At 54.3% G+C, this 19,659-nt stretch carries 14 protein-coding genes; 5 read left to right on the top strand and 9 right to left on the bottom strand.

The features are described from left to right. Window positions 1-9: 9 nt before the first annotated feature. The 9 genes from HNR65_RS02125 to HNR65_RS02085 form a co-directional block, all read right to left on the bottom strand. On the bottom strand, window positions 10-1,542 hold the full coding sequence (locus HNR65_RS02125; RefSeq protein WP_181549784.1) for a PAS domain-containing sensor histidine kinase: 1,533 nt from the start codon (window positions 1,540-1,542) through the stop codon (window positions 10-12). Next, on the bottom strand, window positions 1,526-2,404 hold the full coding sequence (locus HNR65_RS02120; protein ID WP_181549783.1) for a ribonuclease H-like domain-containing protein: 879 nt from the start codon (window positions 2,402-2,404) through the stop codon (window positions 1,526-1,528). Before HNR65_RS02120 ends, HNR65_RS02125 begins: the two co-directional genes overlap by 17 nt. A 364-nt stretch (window positions 2,405-2,768) precedes the next feature. Then, complete coding sequence (gene qmoC, locus HNR65_RS02115) at window positions 2,769-3,923, bottom strand: quinone-interacting membrane-bound oxidoreductase complex subunit QmoC (protein ID WP_181549782.1); 1,155 nt, start codon at window positions 3,921-3,923, stop codon at window positions 2,769-2,771. Between the two features lie 41 nt (window positions 3,924-3,964). Continuing rightward, complete coding sequence (locus tag HNR65_RS02110) at window positions 3,965-6,301, bottom strand: FAD-dependent oxidoreductase (protein WP_181549781.1); 2,337 nt, start codon at window positions 6,299-6,301, stop codon at window positions 3,965-3,967. Between the two features lie 11 nt (window positions 6,302-6,312). Beyond that, a complete protein-coding gene (locus HNR65_RS02105) occupies window positions 6,313-7,590 on the bottom strand; it encodes a CoB--CoM heterodisulfide reductase iron-sulfur subunit A family protein (protein ID WP_181549780.1) in 1,278 nt (425 codons plus the stop codon). Between the two features lie 330 nt (window positions 7,591-7,920). Next, complete coding sequence (gene aprA, locus HNR65_RS02100; protein ID WP_181549779.1) at window positions 7,921-9,897, bottom strand: adenylyl-sulfate reductase subunit alpha; 1,977 nt, start codon at window positions 9,895-9,897, stop codon at window positions 7,921-7,923. A 61-nt stretch (window positions 9,898-9,958) separates the two neighbouring features. After that, window positions 9,959-10,396, bottom strand: a complete 438-nt coding sequence (gene aprB, locus HNR65_RS02095) for an adenylyl-sulfate reductase subunit beta (protein ID WP_181549778.1) — start codon at window positions 10,394-10,396, stop codon at window positions 9,959-9,961. A 392-nt stretch (window positions 10,397-10,788) separates the two neighbouring features. Continuing rightward, entirely contained in the window at window positions 10,789-11,961 is a 1,173-nt protein-coding gene (gene alr / locus HNR65_RS02090; protein ID WP_332309006.1) for an alanine racemase, read from the bottom strand. A 37-nt stretch (window positions 11,962-11,998) separates the two neighbouring features. After that, window positions 11,999-13,522 (bottom strand): YifB family Mg chelatase-like AAA ATPase, encoded by a 1,524-nt coding sequence (locus HNR65_RS02085; protein WP_181549777.1) that lies wholly within the window; start codon window positions 13,520-13,522, stop codon window positions 11,999-12,001. 329 nt (window positions 13,523-13,851) lie between these two features. Between HNR65_RS02085 and lpxC the strand changes: the two genes are divergently transcribed. The 5 genes from lpxC to rsmD are packed head-to-tail and all read left to right on the top strand — an operon-like array spanning window position 13,852 to window position 19,613. After that, window positions 13,852-14,739 carry a UDP-3-O-acyl-N-acetylglucosamine deacetylase gene (gene lpxC, locus HNR65_RS02080; RefSeq protein WP_181549776.1) on the top strand — a complete coding sequence of 296 codons (888 nt, stop codon included), beginning with the start codon at window positions 13,852-13,854 and terminating at the stop codon, window positions 14,737-14,739. Window positions 14,740-14,796: 57 nt separating this feature from the next. Next, window positions 14,797-15,372, top strand: coding sequence for a DUF4390 domain-containing protein (locus tag HNR65_RS02075; protein WP_181549775.1), 576 nt, complete (start codon window positions 14,797-14,799; stop codon window positions 15,370-15,372). 4 nt (window positions 15,373-15,376) lie between these two features. Continuing rightward, window positions 15,377-17,614 (top strand): sensor histidine kinase, encoded by a 2,238-nt coding sequence (locus tag HNR65_RS18190; protein ID WP_332309005.1) that lies wholly within the window; start codon window positions 15,377-15,379, stop codon window positions 17,612-17,614. Window positions 17,615-17,652: 38 nt separating this feature from the next. After that, the gene (locus HNR65_RS02065) at window positions 17,653-19,023 is read left to right on the top strand and encodes a sigma-54-dependent transcriptional regulator (protein WP_181549774.1); all 1,371 of its coding nucleotides are present in this window, start codon (window positions 17,653-17,655) and stop codon (window positions 19,021-19,023) included. After that, complete coding sequence (rsmD, locus tag HNR65_RS02060; protein ID WP_181549773.1) at window positions 19,020-19,613, top strand: 16S rRNA (guanine(966)-N(2))-methyltransferase RsmD; 594 nt, start codon at window positions 19,020-19,022, stop codon at window positions 19,611-19,613. The genes HNR65_RS02065 and rsmD overlap by 4 nt, the downstream gene beginning before the upstream one ends. Window positions 19,614-19,659: the final 46 nt, after the last annotated feature.

Genomic DNA, 19,659 nt, shown 5'->3' with positions numbered 1-19,659 from the left:
CGGTCTTCCTTATTCCTGTTGATCCGCGCACTGCCATCCCGCTTTGATCCAGACGCCGCGGCCGGGCCGGGACTCCACCCGGAAGGTCCCGCCGCTTAACTCCACCCGCTCCTTCATCCCCAGCAGACCGTAACCGGCCTCAGCCCGGGACTGTTTTTCTGCTGAAAAACCGATTCCATTGTCTGCCACTGTCAAGAGCATGCATTGGCCGTTTTTGATCAATGAAAGCTGAATGCTGCCGGCATTGCCATGCCTTGCCGCATTGTTCATGGCCTCCTGGACGACCCGGTAAATCACGATTTTCAAGGCTTCCTCAATGTCTTGTTCATCAATCATGAGAATTTTTTCCAGCCGGATGTGAGGGAACACACTGTTAAATTGCCGGCAGTACCAGTCAATGGTGGACAGGAGCCCGAGATCATCGAGCATGGGGGGCCGCAAACCCTTCTGAATCCGCCGGCATTCGGCCAGCAGATGACCGGCGTTGGCCACCAGGCCCTCCAGCACAGATGGCGCCACCGCTGTTTTCGAAGACCGGGCCGCTGCCAGGGCATTTTCGATCTGGATCTTGAGCCCAGCCAGTCCAGAGCCCAGACTGTCGTGGAGTTCCCGGGCAACGTATTTGCGCTCCTTTTCCTGGGCCTCCATTAACTGGGAAGAGAGCAGACGGATCCGCCCCTCTGAGGTTTGCAGGGCGCGCTGAACAGACTTGAGACTGGAAATGTCCGTGCACACGCCCACAATCATCTGAAGCCCCCCGTTTTCATCCCAAACCGGATATCCCCGGTCCCGGACCCAGCAAATGGATCCGTCGGGCCGCGCCACCCGGTACTCCTCATCCCATGTTCCGCCGCTGTAATGCCTGATCCGCTGCCAGACCCGGGGTCGATCCCGGAAATCAATACTTTCCACAAACGACATGGGCGATTCATACACGCTCTGACAGCTCCGGCCCCACATTTTTTCATATGAGGGGCTGACGTAAAGAATCCGTTTCAACCCCGGAAGGGCCATCCAGAACACGTCATCAATGGCCTCGGTCATGATCCGGAAGCGTTTTTCCGCCTTCAGGGCGGCCTTTTGGGCAAGTTTGCGGCGGGTAACATTTACCAGGGCCAGGATCAAACCGGTTACGCGGCCGTCTGCCGCCTTTACCGGATTGAGACTCCAGTCCCAGTAACTCACTCCCCGCTCCGGATTTTGGCAATATTCAAACGGCTTTTCAAGGGCGTAATAGGGCTGTCCGGAATCCACCACCTTTTGGAAAATAGCCTGGTTTTCCGCGTTTGGATACAGGTCAAAATGGTTTCTGCCTTTATAGTCCTCCGGCCATTTGCCATCGGCTTTTGCATAGGCCTGATTAACACGGATAAAACAAAAGTTGGTATCCATATGCGCTACCATGAAATGCGTATTGGCAAAAATGGCTTCCAACAACTGACTGGATTCATTGCCTTTGCTGCTGTCATACCCGAATCCATGCAAATCCGCACCAGGGCAGCTGATCCGGTTTTCTTTTGTATTTTCAGGTCCCCGGCTCATCAGTTCTCCTTTGGTAATGAGCCCCATGGGCAAACGATTTTTCCATAATCCTGTGCACAAACTCTGAATGCGCTGCAAACGGAATTCGGGGCCGATCCGGCCGGACAAGGGCTTTGGTCTGTGCAAAGGGCGTCTGGTTGACCTTGAGATTGTAGGCTGTGTGTATCAAATACTCCAGGTTCACGGTATCTTCAGCATTATAAGCCATAAGGGTTTCAAGCGCAGACAAACTGCCGGTTTTCTCATATTCCTGCCACAACAGCACCGCCAGATATCCGTCGATACCGTCGAGTTCCTTGCGGTCAATTCCCATTTGCTTCTCACACCCCTTGAGCCCTCCATTAAACCCCAGGCCGGCAAGCAGATGCCGCAGGTCGATATGGGCCTGGAACATGCGGATATTGAAAAAGCGCTCGATAAAAGGAATGTCAAAGCTTTTGCCGTTATAGGTCACCAGCAGATCATAACGGGAAATATCGTCGGGAAAGTCATGCAGGTTTTGCCCGTTTACATAGCAGCGGATATGGGTGCCGTCATAAAGGGCAATGGTGGTAATCCGGTTGGAATCCCGGCACAGGCCGGTGGTTTCAATATCAAGATAAGCGGTTCTGGTACGGAAAGTCCCGAACAGGCGCCACTGCTGATCCAGGGGCAAGCGACGGGAAAAATAACCAATCCGGCCCTCTTGCAGGGATTTTTCAGAAACCGCCAGTTCACTTCGGATCCATGCGGCCGCTGACGGCCCGACAGGCAGCTCACGAGCTGCAGACACATCATTCCAGGCGCAGATACCGGCATGCCACAGCCGGGCCTCGATTTTTTTGCCCACGCCATTGATGTGACAGAATGTATTTTCAATCATTCTGCAAACCCTTGAATCCGGCAGATGCTGTTGCAGGTTCAGGACAGCACTCCTGCCCTGATACCTTTTCTTATAGCATAATAATGCGCATGATAAACAAATTTGCCATCCAAAAGTCCTGACAGCCTTTAACCAACTTCAAATTTTGCCGGACATAGTGTGTCGCCGATGTTTCGTATAGCCACCCAACCCCGGCATTAGGCTTCCTTACTGATAAACATCGGACAAGGTAAAAAACCGCCTTTTTCTGTTTCCCGGACGATAAGGCCGGCTGCTTTGATTGGAAGCCGCACCACGCAAAAAGGGGGCTTTACGGATAAAGCCCCCTTTTCACAGTCAGTATGAATCAGACAAACAAAAGCTGTCAGACCTTTTTGGCCTCCCTGCCGGAGTATTCGTTATACGCCAGGGCCACGGTGCGGTAGACCAGATGGGCCAGCTTGGAGAAGGGCAGAAACGCGATCAGATGAAATACCAGCATCAGATGGATGAAATAAATGAGGTAAGTCAAAAAGGCCGCGTCCGCCATCCGGGTCAGCTCTGCCAGCATGCCGGTCACACCCAGGCCCAGTACCAGCCACAGCAGGTACCAGTCCTTGTAAGTGGAAATCTCATCGGTTTTGTCCATCCGCTGCTTGATCAAAAGAGCCGCGCCGATAATCAGGGCAATGCCGCTGACGTTGGCCAGGATTTTGATGGGATTGAGCTGGGAATAGGGACCATGGATGCCAAATACGTAAAGGGTGACAAAAAAGACGCCTGTAACAATCAGCAGACCGATAAAGGAAAACAGCACCATCATGTGTGGGGTGGCCCGGTTGTTGTTCTCCCCGCACTCGGAAAATTTGCTGTGCTTGAGAATCGAAGGAATCACCCGCACCAGGGCAGACAAAAATCCTTTGGTGTCAATGGTTTCCTTGTCCGTCTTTCCCTCGGCCAGGGCATTTTTATGAATGTCGGCAATGAAGCGCTTCAGGCCCAGGGCAAACACCGCCACGGCCCAGATGCTCAACGGGATGAAAACCAAATCCACCAGCCAGGTGGAAAAGAAATTGGCATGGGCGATTTCGCCATGCTTGTTTAGTCCCGGGGAAAAATCCAGCAAGCCGGTGATCAGGCCGAGCACGATAAAAACAATCGCCGGCAGGGCAATGAGCAGCGGCAGTTTCTTGCGGTCATTGACGGCGTTGGCAACGCTTTTGGGTGTTGCATATTCATTGATGGCCATCATGCGCAAAGACGCCATGACATCGCCCGGCTTGGCCCCGCGCGGGCACAAGGTGGAGCAGTCCCCGCAGTTATGGCACAGCCAGATGTCCGGGTTGCTCAGCAATTTGTCCTTCAACCCCCAGGACGCGGCAATCATTTCCTTTCTTGGAAAGGGCTTGCGGTCCGGGGCTATTGGGCAGGCAACAGAGCAGGTAGCGCATTGAAAGCACTTTTTCAGCGACTCCCCCCCGTTTGCCCGTATCTCATTGATAAAATTAATGTCTGGTTGAACCAGGTATTTATCCGCCATAATCAAACCTCCTCAATTGGGCTGTATTCGCATCAATCCTTTTAGAATCCCTTAAACGGGTTCGGCCCCAGCTCTTCGACCTGTTCGACAAATCCATTGATGATTTCCGGAATCCTGTCGTAGTCATCAATGGCCACTTCGTACTGGGCCACGCGTTCTTCTTCCAGGGCGAGACTGGATAGGGCATCGCCGATTTTCTGCATCCGGATGCTGGCAAGTTCGCTGCCCTTGACAAAATGACACTGATAATCATCGCCGTGCTTGCATCCAAGCAGAAAAACCCCGTCCATGCCCTGGGAAAGGGCATCCTTGATCCAGATCACGTTGACCGAACCCAGACAGCGTACCGGGATAATCCGAACATCCGCGGAAAAGGACTTTTTGTGCAGGCCCGTGATATCCATGGCCGGATAAGCGTCATTTTCGCAGACCAGGCCCAGAATCCGCAGGGGCGGTTCGTCATAATCGTCTTCTGACGGAACCTCAATGGATTTGACCTGCGAGCCGATGCTGTCAACACTGTAGTCGGCAAAGCTGATGATCCGTTCCGGACATGCGCCCATGCAGGTTCCACAGCGCCGGCACCGGGTGGGATTGGGTTTGGGGGTTCCCTTTTCATCGTCATCAATGGCGCCAAACGGACATTCATCTGTACACCGCTTGCACTGGGTGCAGCGCTGGAAGAAAAAATCGGGAAATGTCATATCCCCGGTTCTCGGATGGACTGCAATACCCCGGTTGACACACTCCAGACACTGGATGGCCTTCAGGGCCGCACCGCTGGCATCTTCCATGCTTTCTTCCACCGACAGGGCCCGGCGCACCGCACCGGCCGCATAAATACCGGTTCGCTGGGTCTCGTAGGGAAAACAGATAAAGTTGGAATCCGCGTACTTGTCAAACAGGTCATTGTCCCGAAAACCCGGGCCCTGGCGGTAGGCCAGGTTCACGGTGGGATCGTCGAATGTCACCGGCAGCATTCCTGTGGCCAGAACCACCAGGTCTGCGTTGACCCCGATGTTTTCCCCAAGGAGCGTGTCTTTTGCCGATACGACCAGTCCGCTGCCGTTTTTCTCAACGGATGTGATCTCGCCCTTGCTCATAAAAATGCCCGAATCCTGCTGGGCGGCCTTGTAAAAATTTTCGTTCAACCCCGAGGTACGCATGTGCTGATAGAAAATATAGGCCCTTGCGTCAGGATAATCCTCACGCACGTACTGGGCCTGCTTTAATGCCACCATGCTGGTGACCACCCCGGTGTAGGGAAAATCTGCATCCTCTCCGTTTCCGGGGCTCTGGACAAACACCACATTTTTGGCTTCCCTGCCGTCCGACGGCCGGGTGATCTTGCCGGCTGCCGCCATTTCCTCGAACTGATGGTTGGTGACCACGTCCGGGCTTGCGCCCCATCCCAAATGCGGAAATTCATCATCTTTGGGCTGGTAGGGCCGCCATCCGGCTGCCAGGATCACAGCCCCGAACTTTTCGCCATTGGGATCCAGGGTAAGAATATCGCGGCGGCCTTCGTTGTACTCCTTGTATTTTTCCAGCAGCGCCTCATGCTCCAGTTCCTTGCCGTTTTCATCCACCCGCATTTCCGGGGGTAGAGGGTAGGGCACGTCAAACTCGATCTTTTCACCGGGTTTTTTCAGGGTAACCGTGAAATCTCCGGGCTGTCCCGCAATCCTGGCCACCACCATGCCGGTGCGGATGTCGATTTTGGGATGATTTTCAACCGCTTTGACCTTGTCGGCCACCATGGGGGGAATCAGGTTTTCGTAGGGCGGCTGAATGGGCAGCTGTTTTCTCCACTTTTTGGCGTTTCCGCCGAGCTGGTCTTCCTTTTCCACGATGGTCACTTCATATCCCGCATCAGCGGCATCCAGGGCGGCACTCATGCCCGTAATTCCGCCGCCCATAACCATGATTTTGCGGCTCATGGTTTCCAGAAGATACGGTTCGGGCAGCTTGACCTTTTCCACCCGGGCCATGCCCATGCGGACATAGTCTTCTGCCATCATCTGCACGCGATCAAAATTGTTTTCGTCCTGTTTTTCCTCTTCGGTGAGCTGGGGAAACGCATCCCTGGGATGGGACCAGACCACGCCCTCGCGAAGATTGACCCGCTCGACAATACAGCCGTCGAATTTAAAGGTATTGTAATTAACCCGGCGGGAGCAGGCGGCAATAACGATCGTATTGGTGCCCTCTTCTTCAATGTCCTTTTTGATAAAATCCACGCCTTGCTGGCTGCACAAAAAATCATGGGTCTTGCAGGGCAGGGCCTCTTCCTCGACCACGTCGCAGATCGCCTCTATATCCAGGGCATCGCCGATGCCGCATCCTTTACAAATATAAACGCCGTATTTTTTACTCATGATCTAACCTCCTACCGCTTCATCATGGTTTGAATTGCCTTTAAGGCAATACCGGTCGCATTCTGATTGGACATCATGACATCGGCTGGCCGGTTGGCACACCCGGTGGCAAACATGCCGCCCTTATCCAGGTCATTGATGATGAAGCCGTCTTCCGTGTAGTTCAGATCAGCGGCCGGCAACTTGGCATTGACGGCCGTGGGCTGCATGCCAGTGGCCAGAACCGCCATATCCACGGTCTGATGAAGCTTTTCCCCGCTGACCGCATCCTCGGCCACAAGGGTCACCTGTCCGTTGCCGCCGTCTTCCACGGCCGCAACCTTGCCCTTGATGAACACGACGTTTTCATCGGCCTTGACTTTCTCGTAGAACCTTTCATACCGGTAGCCGGGCGCCCGCATATCAATATAGAAGATATAGACTTTGGCATCCGGATACTGCTCCCGGATATAAGTGGCGTGCTTCAGTGAAGCCATACAGCAGATATAGGAACAGTACGGCAAATGGTTTTCATCCCTGGAGCCGGCGCACTGAACAAAGGCAACGCTTTTGGGGGCCTGGTTGTCTGAAGGCCGCAGAATCTGTCCCTTGGTGGGGCCGTTTGGCGCAGCCAACCGCTCCAGCATCATATTGGTGACGATGTTGGGGTACTGACCAAAACCCAGGTTATCAATTTTGGATGCATCATAGGGCTCCCAGCCGGTTGCCCAGACAATGGCGCCCACATTGAGATCCATGGTTTTGGCCTGCATTTCCAGATCCACCGCATCATAGGGGCAGGCTTCCTTGCACCGCTGCGCATCTTCAGTGCCCATAATCCTGGAAGAAATGACATACCTGTTGGGAAAAGCCATTTCATGGGGAAGAAATGCGCCTTTGGTCTTGTCCATGCCAAAATTGAATTCATTTGGGATTTCCGTCTGGCAGGCATCGGCGCAGGCGCCGCAACAGGTGCAATTCTCATTGACATAGCGGGGATTGAGCTTGATGCTCACATTGTAATTGCCCGGCGAGCCGTCAACTTTTTCGACATCTGCCAGGGTGAAAAATTTGATTCTGGGATTGTCCTTGATCCGGCGAAAATTAATTTCCAGGCCGCAGGTGGGGGGGCATAATTTGGGGAAATACTGCTTTAATTGAGCAACCCGTCCGCCCAGATAAGGATTTTTCTCGACAATAAAGACTTCATAGCCCACTTCCGCGGCTTCCAGAGCCGTGGTCAGTCCGCTGATGCCGCCGCCGACCACCAAGATGCTTCCGCTAAACGGGGCTCCTTGCGCTTCACTCATGCTGTCCCTCCGTGCTTATAGGTTCGATTCGTTTAACCGTCTATATCTGGCCTCTTCATTCCATCATGTTCATATCCTTATATTGGACCGGCTTGCCCGTCCATTTGCGTTCATATCGATCTGATGTATTTTCGAAACAGCTGGCTCGATGCCGGATTGTCGCGGGCCCCTACTGTCCGCACCGGTTCTCCGGACTCCAGCCTGCGGTTTCCAAATCGGAAACGAATTCAATGGGCTTGAAATGTCATCCAGGGCTGTGTTTAATAAAAACCTCCAGGTGTCGATCCGACACCTGGAGGTATATGCTGCTAATCGCCGATCATCTCCGGTTTAATCGGGAATGATCTGGACATAATCCCGCTTGAAAGTATCCCATTTCTGGGCCTTGGGATCATACTTGGAGTTGGTGAAGCAGAACCAGTTCTCGTCATCCTGGTTCGGGTAGTCCGACTGATAGTAGAAGCCCGGGTACCGGGTTTCTTTACGGAACTGGATGTGCCGCAGGTGGGATTCCACCGTCCAGATGCGGTGATAAATTTCCCAGGCGCGCATCAGCTCATGCAGGTCCCCGGCGGCCAGTTTTTCGCAGTCTTCACGCATGACCTCCAGCAGATCCATGACGATCTCAAGGTTTTTGCTGGTGGTTTCATAGAAGGTAGCGGTACCTGCGCCGTATTCATGGGTGGCCTTCATCAGCCGGTACATCATGCCCTCGGGCTTGAGGTAGTTCGGGTTGATGTCTTCAGCCGTGGTGTATTCGCAATTGTCCAGATAAGTCCGGACCGGCTTGTAGACCATGTCCACGATCTCGTCCTTGCTCAGGGCCAGCTCGGGGCTGTAGTCAGCGTGATCCTTGGCATAACGAACCATCTGCTTGGCGGCCATACGTCCTTCAGCATGGGAGCCGGAGGAGAACTTGTGGCCGGAGCAGCCCACGCCGTCGCCGGAGGTGAACAGACCGTTGACAGTGGTCATGCGGTTGTAAACCTTGCCGTTGTCCGCCTTGATCTTGAAAGAATCCGGGACCCAGTCATAATCCGGGCCGGAGGTCCACAGACCGCAGCAACCCGAGTGCGAACCCAGCAGGTACGGCTCGGTGGGCATAAGCTCGGAGTTTTTCTTTTCCGGTTCGGTGTTGGTGGCGCACCACAGGTTGGCCTGGCCACATGTCATGTCCAGGAAGTCTTCCCAGGCTTCGGACTCAAGATGCTTGAGTTCCTTCTTGTCCAGGGATTTGCCGAGTTCTGCCAGAGCGGTCACGGTGTCCATGAGGATCGGACCACGGCCGGCCTTCATCTCAAAGAGCATCAGGTGGTTACGCAGACAGGTCGGGGTGATGGCGGCAGTGCCGTAAGGCGCATAGAATTCAAGCTCTTTTTTGGCTGCGTCGCTGGCAACATAGGACTCACCCAGGCCGTTGAGGGCTTTGGCCTTAAACAGCAGGAACCATGCGCCCACGGGGCCGTAACCATCTTTGAAGCGCGCCGGGGTGAACCGGTTTTCCATCATGGACAGCTCTGCACCGACCTTCATGCACAGGGTATAGGTGGAACCGGAGTTCCATACCGGGTACCATGCACGGCCCTTGCCTTCGCCCACTGACCGCGGCTGGTAAATGTTGACTGCGCCGCCGCAGGCCACCATCATGGTTTTGGCCTTGATGATGTAGACTTTGTTTTCACGCACGGAAAAACCCACCGCGCCGGCGATCTGATTTTCCTTGTTTTTGTCAAGAAGCAGCTCAACGATGAAAACCCGCTCCAGGATGTTGTCGTCGCCCAGGGCCTTTTTGGCGGCTTCGGCAACGATCCGCTTATAGGATTCGCCGTTGATCATGATCTGCCATTTACCCGTGCGGACAGGCTGTGCGCCGGACTTCAGGGTGCCCTGTTTCAGACCCTTTTTGCCGTCGAGGTTCTTGCCTTCCGGGGATTTCTTCCATACGGGCAGACCCCATTCCTCAAACAAATGAACGGAATCATCCACGTGGCAGCCCAGGTCAAAAATCAGGTCTTCGCGGACAATGCCCATCAGGTCGTTTCTGACCATGCGGACATAATCATCGGGTGTATTGTCGCCGATATAGGTATTGATTGCGGAAAGCCCCTGCGCTACAGCACCGGAGCGCTCCAGCGCAGCCTTGTCCACGAGCAGAACGGATTCACTGTCAGCCCACTTCTTTGCTTCAAATGCAGCGCCGCAAGCCGCCATGCCACCGCCTACAATCAGGACGTCGACTTCTTTCTCCTCAACTTCCGGATCTCTCACGGCCTTGAGTTCACCCTTGGGTTTATTCGGTAATGCCATCTTATATCCTCCTTAAAGATCGAATCAGTTTGAATTAATCTCGTCCGTCCGGGCGAACCGGCTATACGGTCGCCTGGGGTTTGGGGACCTGGTAGCCGTCGGCTTCTTCGGTGGACAGCAGGTCGCTTTCGAGATCCTTGCCTTTCAAGTCGTTGTAGGCATTGGCTTCGCCTTCGGGAGTGGTCCGGATGGGGAACTTGAAGCGTTTGACCAAGCCGTTTCTGAACTTACAGGTCCACATGACATCTTCGGTTCCCAGCATGGGATAGATGCTGCTTCCCAGAGGAACGAAATCGGCATAGCCGCGGACTTCAATGGCCTGGGTGGGGCAGATTTTTACGCAGGAAAAACATTCCCAGCACTGATCGGGCTCCTGGTTATAAGCTTTCATGGTGTTGGGTTCGAGGACCATCAAGTCGTTGGGACAAATGTACATACATGCTGTCTTGTCCCCGCCCTTGCAGCCGTCGCATTTTTCGGTAATGACGAAACTTGGCATTATCAACCTCCTGATTGTCAATTGTTAGTGAATGTTACCACATTTCCACTAAGTTCATGTAAAAAAGCAAACGTTCCGTTGCGAGCCGTGTGCACCTCCTTTCTTATCTCACACGTAACAAAATCATTTTCGCACTCTTTATAGATCCGTTCCATCGCATCTTTTTCGGGCCCTTATAACCGGATTTCCGGGCATCTTTTGCTTAAATACTTATTAACTGCTTAATTTTCAAAGAAAATCAATCTACTCCACACTTACCGTGCCGAAAGTATTTTTTTAGCACCCGCCCCCTGCCTTGTCAAGGAATTTCAGCGCCCAAATTCCGGCGCAAATCCACTGTGTTAGGCAACCGGAAAACCCTCAACATATAGGATTATAGTACCCGGCAAGCACTATATATCGTTTCCTTTTGGCAACCCAGATTTGTAAATCCTGGGGATTCTGGCGGAAATCCGGGATAAAACCTCGTAATGAATGGTCCCCAGCGCTTGTGCCAGATGATCCGCGGCAAGCGTTCCACGGGTGTCCCGGCCGAAGACCAGAACGGGCTCACCGCAGGCCGCATCCGGCACAGCGCCGACATCTATCATTGTGTGGTCCATGCATACCCGGCCGATTACCGGTACCGGAAAACCGCGAAGCGACATTCGTCCCCTGGAGGAAAAATGCCGGTCATAACCGTCCGCATACCCGATGGGCACGGTGGCAATGAGGGTTTTCTCCCGGGTTTGCTCCGTCCACCCGTAGCTGACCCTGAAACCCGAATCCACCCTCTTTAGATGAACGATTCTGGCACGCAGGCTCATGGCGGGCTCCAAATGAACCCCGGATTGTTGCGCCTCATGGGACGGATAACATCCATATATGCTAATGCCCGGTCGCACCATGTCCAGATGAGTTTCGGGAAGGTTGATGGCAGCTGCGCTGTTTGCCGCATGGCGCACTGAAAAGGTTATACCCCGTCGCTCCAGGGCCGACAGAATCTGCAAAAACGTCTCCAGCTGCCTGCGCGTTCCGGCCGGATCCGGGCTGTCCGCAGTGGCAAAATGGGTGTAAACCCCTTCAGCCCTCAGACCGGACAGACCGCAGATGGCCGCAACTTCCTCTGCCGCTTCCCCGCAAGCGTCCCGGGAGGAATCCGGCCATCCGGCCACGCCCAGACGCCCCATCCCCGTATCAATCTTGACATGCACCCGGATGGTCCTGCCATCGGCCTGCGCCCGCCGGTCGAGATCCCTGGCGTCGGCATAAGCGTATACCGTCTGGATGAGATCAAAGGCCATGAGCTTGCCGGCCATTTCCGGGGGAGTGTGGCCGAAAATCAGGATCGGACAGGAAAGGCCCGCATACCGAAGCTCCAGTGCTTCTGCCAGGCGGGCGACGGCCAGGCAGCCGGCACCGGCGGCCACCGCCTGCCGGGCCACGGGCACGGCTCCGTGGCCGTAAGCGTTTGCCTTCACCACGGCCATCAGACGGGCGTTGTTTGTCAGTCCGGCCCTGAGATTCCGGATATTTTGCGCAATGGCGGCCAGATTGATTTCCGCCCACACATCATAAGGGATCACGTCGTTTTTTTCCTCGAAATGATTTTTATTGAACCGGCTACACCGGCCTGTCCATGCTCCGGTAACCAATTGCCTCAAGGATATGCGGAGGCCTGATCCCCTCGGATGGCTCCAGATCGGCAATAGTGCGGGCAATCTTGAGTATCCTGTGATAGGCCCGGGCAGAAAGACCAAGGCGGTCTGCCGCGTTTTTGATGATTTGCTGGGATTCGGCGTCAATAACGCAGTGCTGACGGATATGGCGGCTGTTCATGACGGCATTGGTACGGATTCGGGTTTTTCGAAACCGCCGGGCCTGAAGCTTTCTTGCCGCTACAACCCGCCGGCGGATTTCAGCCGAAGGCTCTCCTGCCCCCTCTGCCACAAGATCGCTGTAGACCACCGCCGGCACCTCCACATGCATATCAATACGGTCAAGCAAAGGTCCGGACAGCCGATTTCGGTATCTTGCAATCTGGGCCGCAGAACACCGGCACTCGTGGGCCGGGTCCGAATAATAGCCGCAGGGGCAAGGATTCAAGGCCGTCACCAAAATAAAGTCCGAAGGGTAGGTAAGGGATGTGGAGGCCCGTGAAATGGTCACTTGCCGGTCTTCCAGCGGCTGGCGCAGCACCTCGAGGACGCTTTTTTTGAATTCCGGCAGTTCGTCCAAAAACAGCACCCCGTTATGGGCCAGGCTCACCTCGCCGGGGCGCGGAATCCCGCCGCCGCCGATCAGTCCGGCATCGGAAATGGTGTGATGGGGGGCGCGAAAGGGCCGTTGGGTCACCAGGGCCTGGTCCTTTGCCAGCAGTCCGGCCACACTGAAAATCTTGGTGGTCTCAATGGCCTCGGAAAAATCCATGGCCGGCACAATACCGGCAAATCTTTTGGCCAGCATGGTTTTGCCCGAACCCGGGGGGCCGATCATCATCACATTATGGGCGCCGGCTGCAGCAATCTCCAGTGCTCTTTTAACATGGGCCTGGCCGGCCACTTCGGAGAAATCGGCTTCAGAGGCCGCCCGGGTGTTGCATTCAGATGCAGGCGGCTGCTGGGGAGAAATTTCCCGGGTCTGGCGGAGAAAATCAACCACCTCAGCCAAATACCGGACCGGATAAACGTCGATCCCGTCGGCCACGGCGGCTTCCCGGCGGTTGTCATAAGGCGCCACAAGCCCCCTGTACCCGGCCTCTTTTGCGGCAAGCACCAGAGGAAGGCAACCGTTGACCGGCTTGATGCGCCCGTCCAGAGCCAACTCACCCACCAGCACGCAGGAATCTGCGGCCCCGGCCGGTATCACTCCCGAAGCCTCGAGAATTCCGGCTGCGATGGGCAGGTCAAATCCCGTACCCTCCTTCTTTATATGAGCCGGGGCCAGATTCACTGTGATCCGGTCATCGGGAAACCCGTAGCCGCAATTGACAATAGCGGCTTTGACCCGCTCCCGGCTTTCCCGGACCGCGGCCTCGGGAAGACCCACAGTGGAAAACGCCGGAAGCCCGCGGGCAATATCAACCTCCACCTCCATGAGCAGGCCGTTGATTCCCACGACTGCACCGGTAATGACCCTGGACAACACGGATGCCCTCCCGCTGAAAATCGACTTTTACGAGTCCATCATCTTTGGTTTACTCAAACTCTGTTTGTGTGCCGGGCAAACCATAGCAAAGCCGTGAGGCCCGAACAATTGAAAAATCCGAAAATAGCTGAAAGTCCTTTTGTTTGCCGGACCTTTCAGGAAACGAAAAGGGGTTTTTAAAAAAAGCGGCCCGTCTCTGACATGTTGCGGTCTGCATTGCAATTTGATACAGAATCCGTTATAAAAAGATTAAATATGGACGCAGGCCGGCTGAAATGGACCCCAAAAAGGCCGTCATGCCAATTGACCAAGCAGGACAACAAACCCTTATGGGACTTTATAAATATCAACGGACCCTGGCTGCACCAGTGTCGTTTACCGGCCAGGGCGTGCATTCCGGAAGAACTGTACACTTAAACATTGAGCCGGCGCCGCCAAACTTCGGCATTAAATTCCGGCGTACGGATTTGCCCGCCAGGCCCACAGTGGCCGGTCATTTCAACCGGGTGGTGGACACCAGCCTGGCCACCGTCATCGGGGAAAACGGGTGCATCGTCTCAACCATTGAGCACCTGATGGCCACATTTGCAGGTCTTTCCATTGACAACGCCATCGTGGAACTCGATGATTACGAGCTGCCCATCATGGACGGCAGTGCAGCGGTATTTACCCGGGGCATACGGGAAACGGGCATTGCAGAACAAGAGGCCCCGCGGTTTTACTTCTGGATCCAAAAACCGATCTTTCTGGAAGACGGAGATAAATCGGTGTGCGTCTATCCAGACCGCAGGCAGAAAATCACCTGCTCCATTGACTTCGACCATCCGGCCATCGGCCGGCAGCGCCTTGAAATCGAATTGGACGAAAATCGGTTTGAAACCGAGCTCGCCGGGGCCAGGACCTTCGGGTTCATGCATGAAATGGAGATGCTAAAATTCTACGGCCTGGCCAGGGGGGGGTCGCTGGACAATGCCGTTGCCATTGACAAAAACGGCGTGGTCAATGAAGAAGGCCTGCGCTGGCCCGACGAATTTGTCCGGCACAAGATTCTTGACTGCATCGGCGATTTTTCCCTTCTGGGAATCCCCATTGTCGGCCACATTGTGTTACACAAATCCGGCCACAACTTTAACCACGAATTTTTAAAGACCTTTTTCAGGCATAAGCAATGCTGGAAAACCACGACCCTCGAACAATTCGAAGCAGCTGCCGGGTAAGCGGCAAAGGGCTTTGAAAGGATGCCGTTGGATCCCTTGCGTTCCGGAAAGATATTTGTGAAAAAAACACGTTTTTTTTTCCTCATCCTCCTGGCTGTTTTCCTGATCCCGGCAATCGTGCCGGCGCCTGCCGAGGCTCAAAAAGCCCGGCTGACCGACATGGTAATCAGCAATACCCGGGATGATCTGCTTTTGTTTGTTACAGTTGAAGGCGCTTTTACCGAACAGATGAAACAGGCCGTGCTAAACGGCATTCCCACATCCTTTTCCTTTATTGTCCGCCTGGAGAAGATCAATGCCTTTGTGCTTCCCAACTCCCTGGTGGCGGAAAAAAAAGTTACCCACACCATCAAATATGAAAGCCTCAAAAAACAGTTTGTGATCCGCCGTTCCTGGGAGGAGAACCGAACCCTGACCACGGACAGCTTTGAAAAGGCCCGGCAATGGATGTCGGAAATCAAAAGTCTGCGCATCGCCGCACTTGACAAACTCCAGGAAGGCAAAAAATATCGAATCCGGGCCAAGGCCAGGCTCGATACGGTGGAACTGCCTTTTTACCTGAATTACATCTTTTTTTTCGTTTCCCTGTGGGATTTTGAAACCAACTGGCACAGCCTTGAATTCGGTTATTGAAAACGTGAGACCCAACCGATACATCACCCCCACCCCCCCGGATCATGAAGCAGACCGCAGACGCCGAAAGCGCGACATGATCATCATCGCAGTTGTTCTGGTTCTGGTGGGTCTGCTGTCGTATCTCATTGTCAAGCCCATGGTAAGGGGCATGGAGGTGCCCTTTTCGAGCATGATGCTGATGTTTATTCTCATGAACATCGACATGCTCCTGATCCTGCTGCTGATCTTTCTGGTCTTCCGAAACCTGGTGAAACTGTTTTATGAAAGACGCAGCCGGATTCCCGGCACGCGGCTGCGTACCAAACTGGTGGCCGCTTTTATCTCCCTGAGCCTGCTGCCGGCCGGTGTGCTGTTTGCCTTTTCCCTGCATTTTATCTCCAGCAGCATCGGATTCTGGTTCCAGGTCCCCATTGAACAGGCTTTGGACAATTCCCTTGCCGTGGGCCAGAGCATGTATCAGCATGTGGAGAACAACAACCGGTTTTTCCTGGAAAAAGCCGCCTACCAGATCAACAGCCGCAACCTGCTCAAGCCGGATAACAACACGAGCCTGGACAACTACATCCAGATTGTGCAGCGCGAATTTAACATTGATGCCGTGGAGGCCTACGGCGCCAACTTCAGGCGCCTTGGCTTTTCCACCGGCCCCGGGCTTCCGGCCGCGGCCTTATCCGAAGTCGACGCCAATCAGCTGCAGAAATCCATGGCCACGCCTTCACCAACATGGTCCACATCGGAACTGCTTTCCCACGGAGAGCTGATCCGAAATATCGCTACAGTGCCCTACGGCGCCAAGGGCGATGAAATCAAAGGCTTTGTGGTCATCAGTGTACTTCTGCCCCCGGACATGGCCGAACACCTGGCATCCATATCCCGCGGCCTGGAAGAATACAAGCAGATCGAAATGCTCAAGCAGCCCATCCGGCTGTCGTATTTTATCACCTTATCGGTGGTGGCCCTGCTGGTGGTTTTTTGCGCCATCTGGTTTGGCATGTATCTTTCCCGCTCTATTACCATTCCCATTATGGAACTGGCCGAAGGGACCCGGAAGCTGGCAGAAGGCGACCTGACTTATAACATTAACGTCCAGGCCGACGATGAAATGAAAACCCTGGTGGACTCGTTTAACAAAATGACCCGGGAGCTTCGGTTCAACCGGAGGGAGCTGGAGTTTTCCGCCAGAAAGCTCTACGAACAGAACCTGGAGATCGAGGAACGGCGCAGATACATGGAAATTGTTTTAAACAACGTATCCGCCGGGGTCATATCCCTCGACGCCCACGGCCTGATTACCACCATCAATGCATCGGCCGAAGAGATGCTCCAGATACAGGCTGCAGAGGTTTTGAAAAAAAGCTACAGACACCTGCTGAGCGAACCCTATCCCAAGCTGGCCTCTGAAATCATGACGCACTTCTCCAGCCAGTCTGACGACAGCGTTTCCAAAGCCCTGAACCTGACCATCAACGGAAAGCGACGGACCTTCAAGGTCAATTTCAATGCCTTAAAAGACGATGCCGGCCGTCAGCTGGGCATTGTGATGGTTTTCGATGATCTGACCGAGCTGGAAAAAGCCCAGCGCATGGCTGCCTGGCGGGAAGTGGCCAGAAGAATCGCCCATGAGGTGAAAAATCCCCTCACACCCATTTCCCTGTCTGCCCAGCGGCTGAAACGCAAATACCAGAAACAGATCGATGATCCCGTGTTTGACGAGTGCACCCAGACCATTATCGATCACACGGATCTGATCCGAAACCTGGTCAATGAATTTTCCTCGTTCGCCCGCTTTCCGACTGCCAATCCCTCCCCCTGCGAGCTGAGCCCCATTATTTACGAATCCGTGGCCCTTTACAGGGAAGGACACCCGGAAATTGCGTTTTCGGTAAAAATCAGCCAAGACATCCCCGGGCTCAACCTGGACCGCCAGCAGATCAAGCAGGTCCTGATCAACCTGATTGATAACGCCATTGCCGCCATCCGGGAACAGGGAAAAATTTCCATTACCGCCGAATTTGCCCCGGAAGAGGAAAAAGTCCGGATTGCCGTGGCAGACACGGGAAGCGGAATCCCGGACGCAGACAAGCCCTATCTGTTTGAGCCGGATTTTACCACCAAAAAATCCGGGATGGGCCTGGGACTTGCCATTGTGGCCACAATTGTGGCAGACCATCAGGGCACCATCAGCACAGAAGACAACCCGTCCGGCGGAGCGCGCTTTATCATTGAACTGCCGGTGTAATGCCGGGTGAAAAAAATTTCAAACCAAGGAAAAACCAAATGTTTCCGACCATTCTGATCGTGGATGACGAACCTTCCATTCTCCGTTCCTTAAGCGGTATTCTCATGGACGAAGGCTTTGAAACCATGACCGCAACCAACGGCTATGAGGCCCTCCAGTGCGTGGAGGCCCAGACCCCGGACCTGGTACTGCTCGACATCTGGATGCCCGGATTAGACGGCATTGAAACCTTAAAGGAAATCAAAAACCTGCACTCCCATGTCCAGGTGGTGATGATCACCGGCCACGGCACCATTGAAACCGCAGTCAACGCCACGAAAATGGGCGCCTATGATTTTATTGAAAAGCCCCTGAACATCGACCGGGTGATTGTGGCCATCAACAATGCATTGAATTTCCGGCGCCTGGAGGAAGAAAACCGGTTTCTGCGGAAAAAAACCATTGAAAAATACGCCATCACCGGCAGCAGCCCGGCCACCATGGAGCTCAAAAAGCAAATCCAGATTGCCGCGCCAACCGATGCCTGGATCCTGATCACCGGTGAAAACGGCACCGGAAAAGAACTTGTGGCCCGAACCATTCACCAGTTGTCGGCCCGTTGTGACAAGCCTCTGGTGGATGTTAACTGCGCGGCGTTAAACGATGAAAGCCTGGAAAGCGAACTGCTGGGACATGAAAAGGGGGCTTTCGCCGGGGCGGTGACCAAAAAGTACGGCAAATTTGAACTGGCCCACACCGGGACCCTGTTTTTCGACGAAATCGGTGACATGGGCCTCAAGACACAGGCCACCATACTGCGGATTCTCGAAGAAAAACAATTTCAGCGCCTGGGCGGCAGCCGAACCATTCCCATTGATGTTCGGGTGATTGCCGCGACAAACAAAAATCTGAAAAAAGCCATACGGGAGGGCACATTCCGCGAAGATCTGTATTACCGGATCAACGTGGTGCCCATCTCCGTGCCGGCCCTGCGCGAACGCATCGAAGACATTCCGGCCCTGATCCATGTATTTCTCTCCAAAACAGCTGAAGACAACGGCACCCCGGCCAAGCAGATGGCGCCCGAGGCCGTGGAAATGCTCAAACAGTACGAATGGCCGGGCAATGTCCGGGAACTCAAAAACCTGGTGGAGCGGCTGGACATAATGGCCGGGGATTCCATTGGGGTCAAAGACCTTCCTGCGCCTTACAACACAGCCGTCAGGCCACCGGCCACCCCGGCTGCGGAACTGTTTTCCTTTGACCGGCTCAGGGATGCACAGCAGGCCTTTGAAGAGGTATTTATAATGCAAAAACTCAAATCCCATGATTTTGACATCAACAAAACCGCAAAGTCCACGGGAGCAGACAAAACCCGGGTAAAAAAGATTCAGCAGAAAATCACCCGGCAGAAGGGACCTGAAAAATGAAAATCATTGCCGGAAAAAACAGGGGCAGAAACCTGTTTTCCCTCCCGGACCGCACCACACGGCCAACTTCAGGAAAGGTCCGGGAAGCCGTGTTCAACATCTGCGCCGGGCGTGTCCCCGGCGCCCGGGTGGCGGACCTGTTTGCCGGAACCGGGGCCTTTGGCCTGGAAGCCCTGAGCCGGGGGGCCGGGTATGCGGTATTTGTGGAATCCGAACGCAGGGCTGTGGCCACAATCGAAAAAAACGTGGCCGCCTGCCGGGCAGAGCAGCAGTCGCGGGTACTGTGCCGAAACATTTTGCAGGATCCGGGATTTTTGTCTTCAACCGGGCTTTTCTTCGACCTGGTGTTTCTGGATCCCCCATACAACGCCGGGGCCCTGGAGCCGGCCATAAAAAACCTGGCCGCCGGAGGTGTGCTGGCGCCGAAGGCGCTTGTGATCATCGAGCATGCGCCTGCAGATCCCCTTCCCGACAATCTTTTCGGCCTGCAATGCACAGATCAGCGCAAATACGGAAAAACCATTGTCAGCTTTTTGTCAAATATGGTAGCAAACGGGAAATCCGATACCGGACCATCTCCGGGGAAATGACCCCAAAAGCCTTGTTTCTCATCACGTTAAAGCACTCAGGACATTG

It is taken from the genome of Desulfosalsimonas propionicica, assembly GCF_013761005.1.
Lineage (GTDB): Bacteria > Desulfobacterota > Desulfobacteria > Desulfobacterales > Desulfosalsimonadaceae > Desulfosalsimonas > Desulfosalsimonas propionicica.
The sequence above is the reverse complement of the archived record's forward strand: the minus strand, read 5'-3'. Positions and strand labels throughout refer to the sequence as shown.

Excerpts from the sequence above, each read along its gene's own strand:
- aprA (WP_181549779.1), bottom strand. The coding sequence starts at position 9,897 with ATGGCATTACCGAATAAACCCAAGGGTGAACTCAAGGCCGTGAGAGAT.
- HNR65_RS02065 (WP_181549774.1), top strand. The coding sequence starts at position 17,653 with ATGTTTCCGACCATTCTGATCGTGGATGACGAACCTTCCATTCTCCGT.
- HNR65_RS02105 (WP_181549780.1), bottom strand. The coding sequence starts at position 7,590 with ATGAGTGAAGCGCAAGGAGCCCCGTTTAGCGGAAGCATCTTGGTGGTC.
- HNR65_RS02110 (WP_181549781.1), bottom strand. The coding sequence starts at position 6,301 with ATGAGTAAAAAATACGGCGTTTATATTTGTAAAGGATGCGGCATCGGC.
- HNR65_RS02120 (WP_181549783.1), bottom strand. The coding sequence starts at position 2,404 with ATGATTGAAAATACATTCTGTCACATCAATGGCGTGGGCAAAAAAATC.
- aprB (WP_181549778.1), bottom strand. The coding sequence starts at position 10,396 with ATGCCAAGTTTCGTCATTACCGAAAAATGCGACGGCTGCAAGGGCGGG.
- rsmD (WP_181549773.1), top strand. The coding sequence starts at position 19,020 with ATGAAAATCATTGCCGGAAAAAACAGGGGCAGAAACCTGTTTTCCCTC.
- lpxC (WP_181549776.1), top strand. The coding sequence starts at position 13,852 with ATGGGACTTTATAAATATCAACGGACCCTGGCTGCACCAGTGTCGTTT.
- qmoC (WP_181549782.1), bottom strand. The coding sequence starts at position 3,923 with ATGGCGGATAAATACCTGGTTCAACCAGACATTAATTTTATCAATGAG.
- HNR65_RS02125 (WP_181549784.1), bottom strand. The coding sequence starts at position 1,542 with ATGAGCCGGGGACCTGAAAATACAAAAGAAAACCGGATCAGCTGCCCT.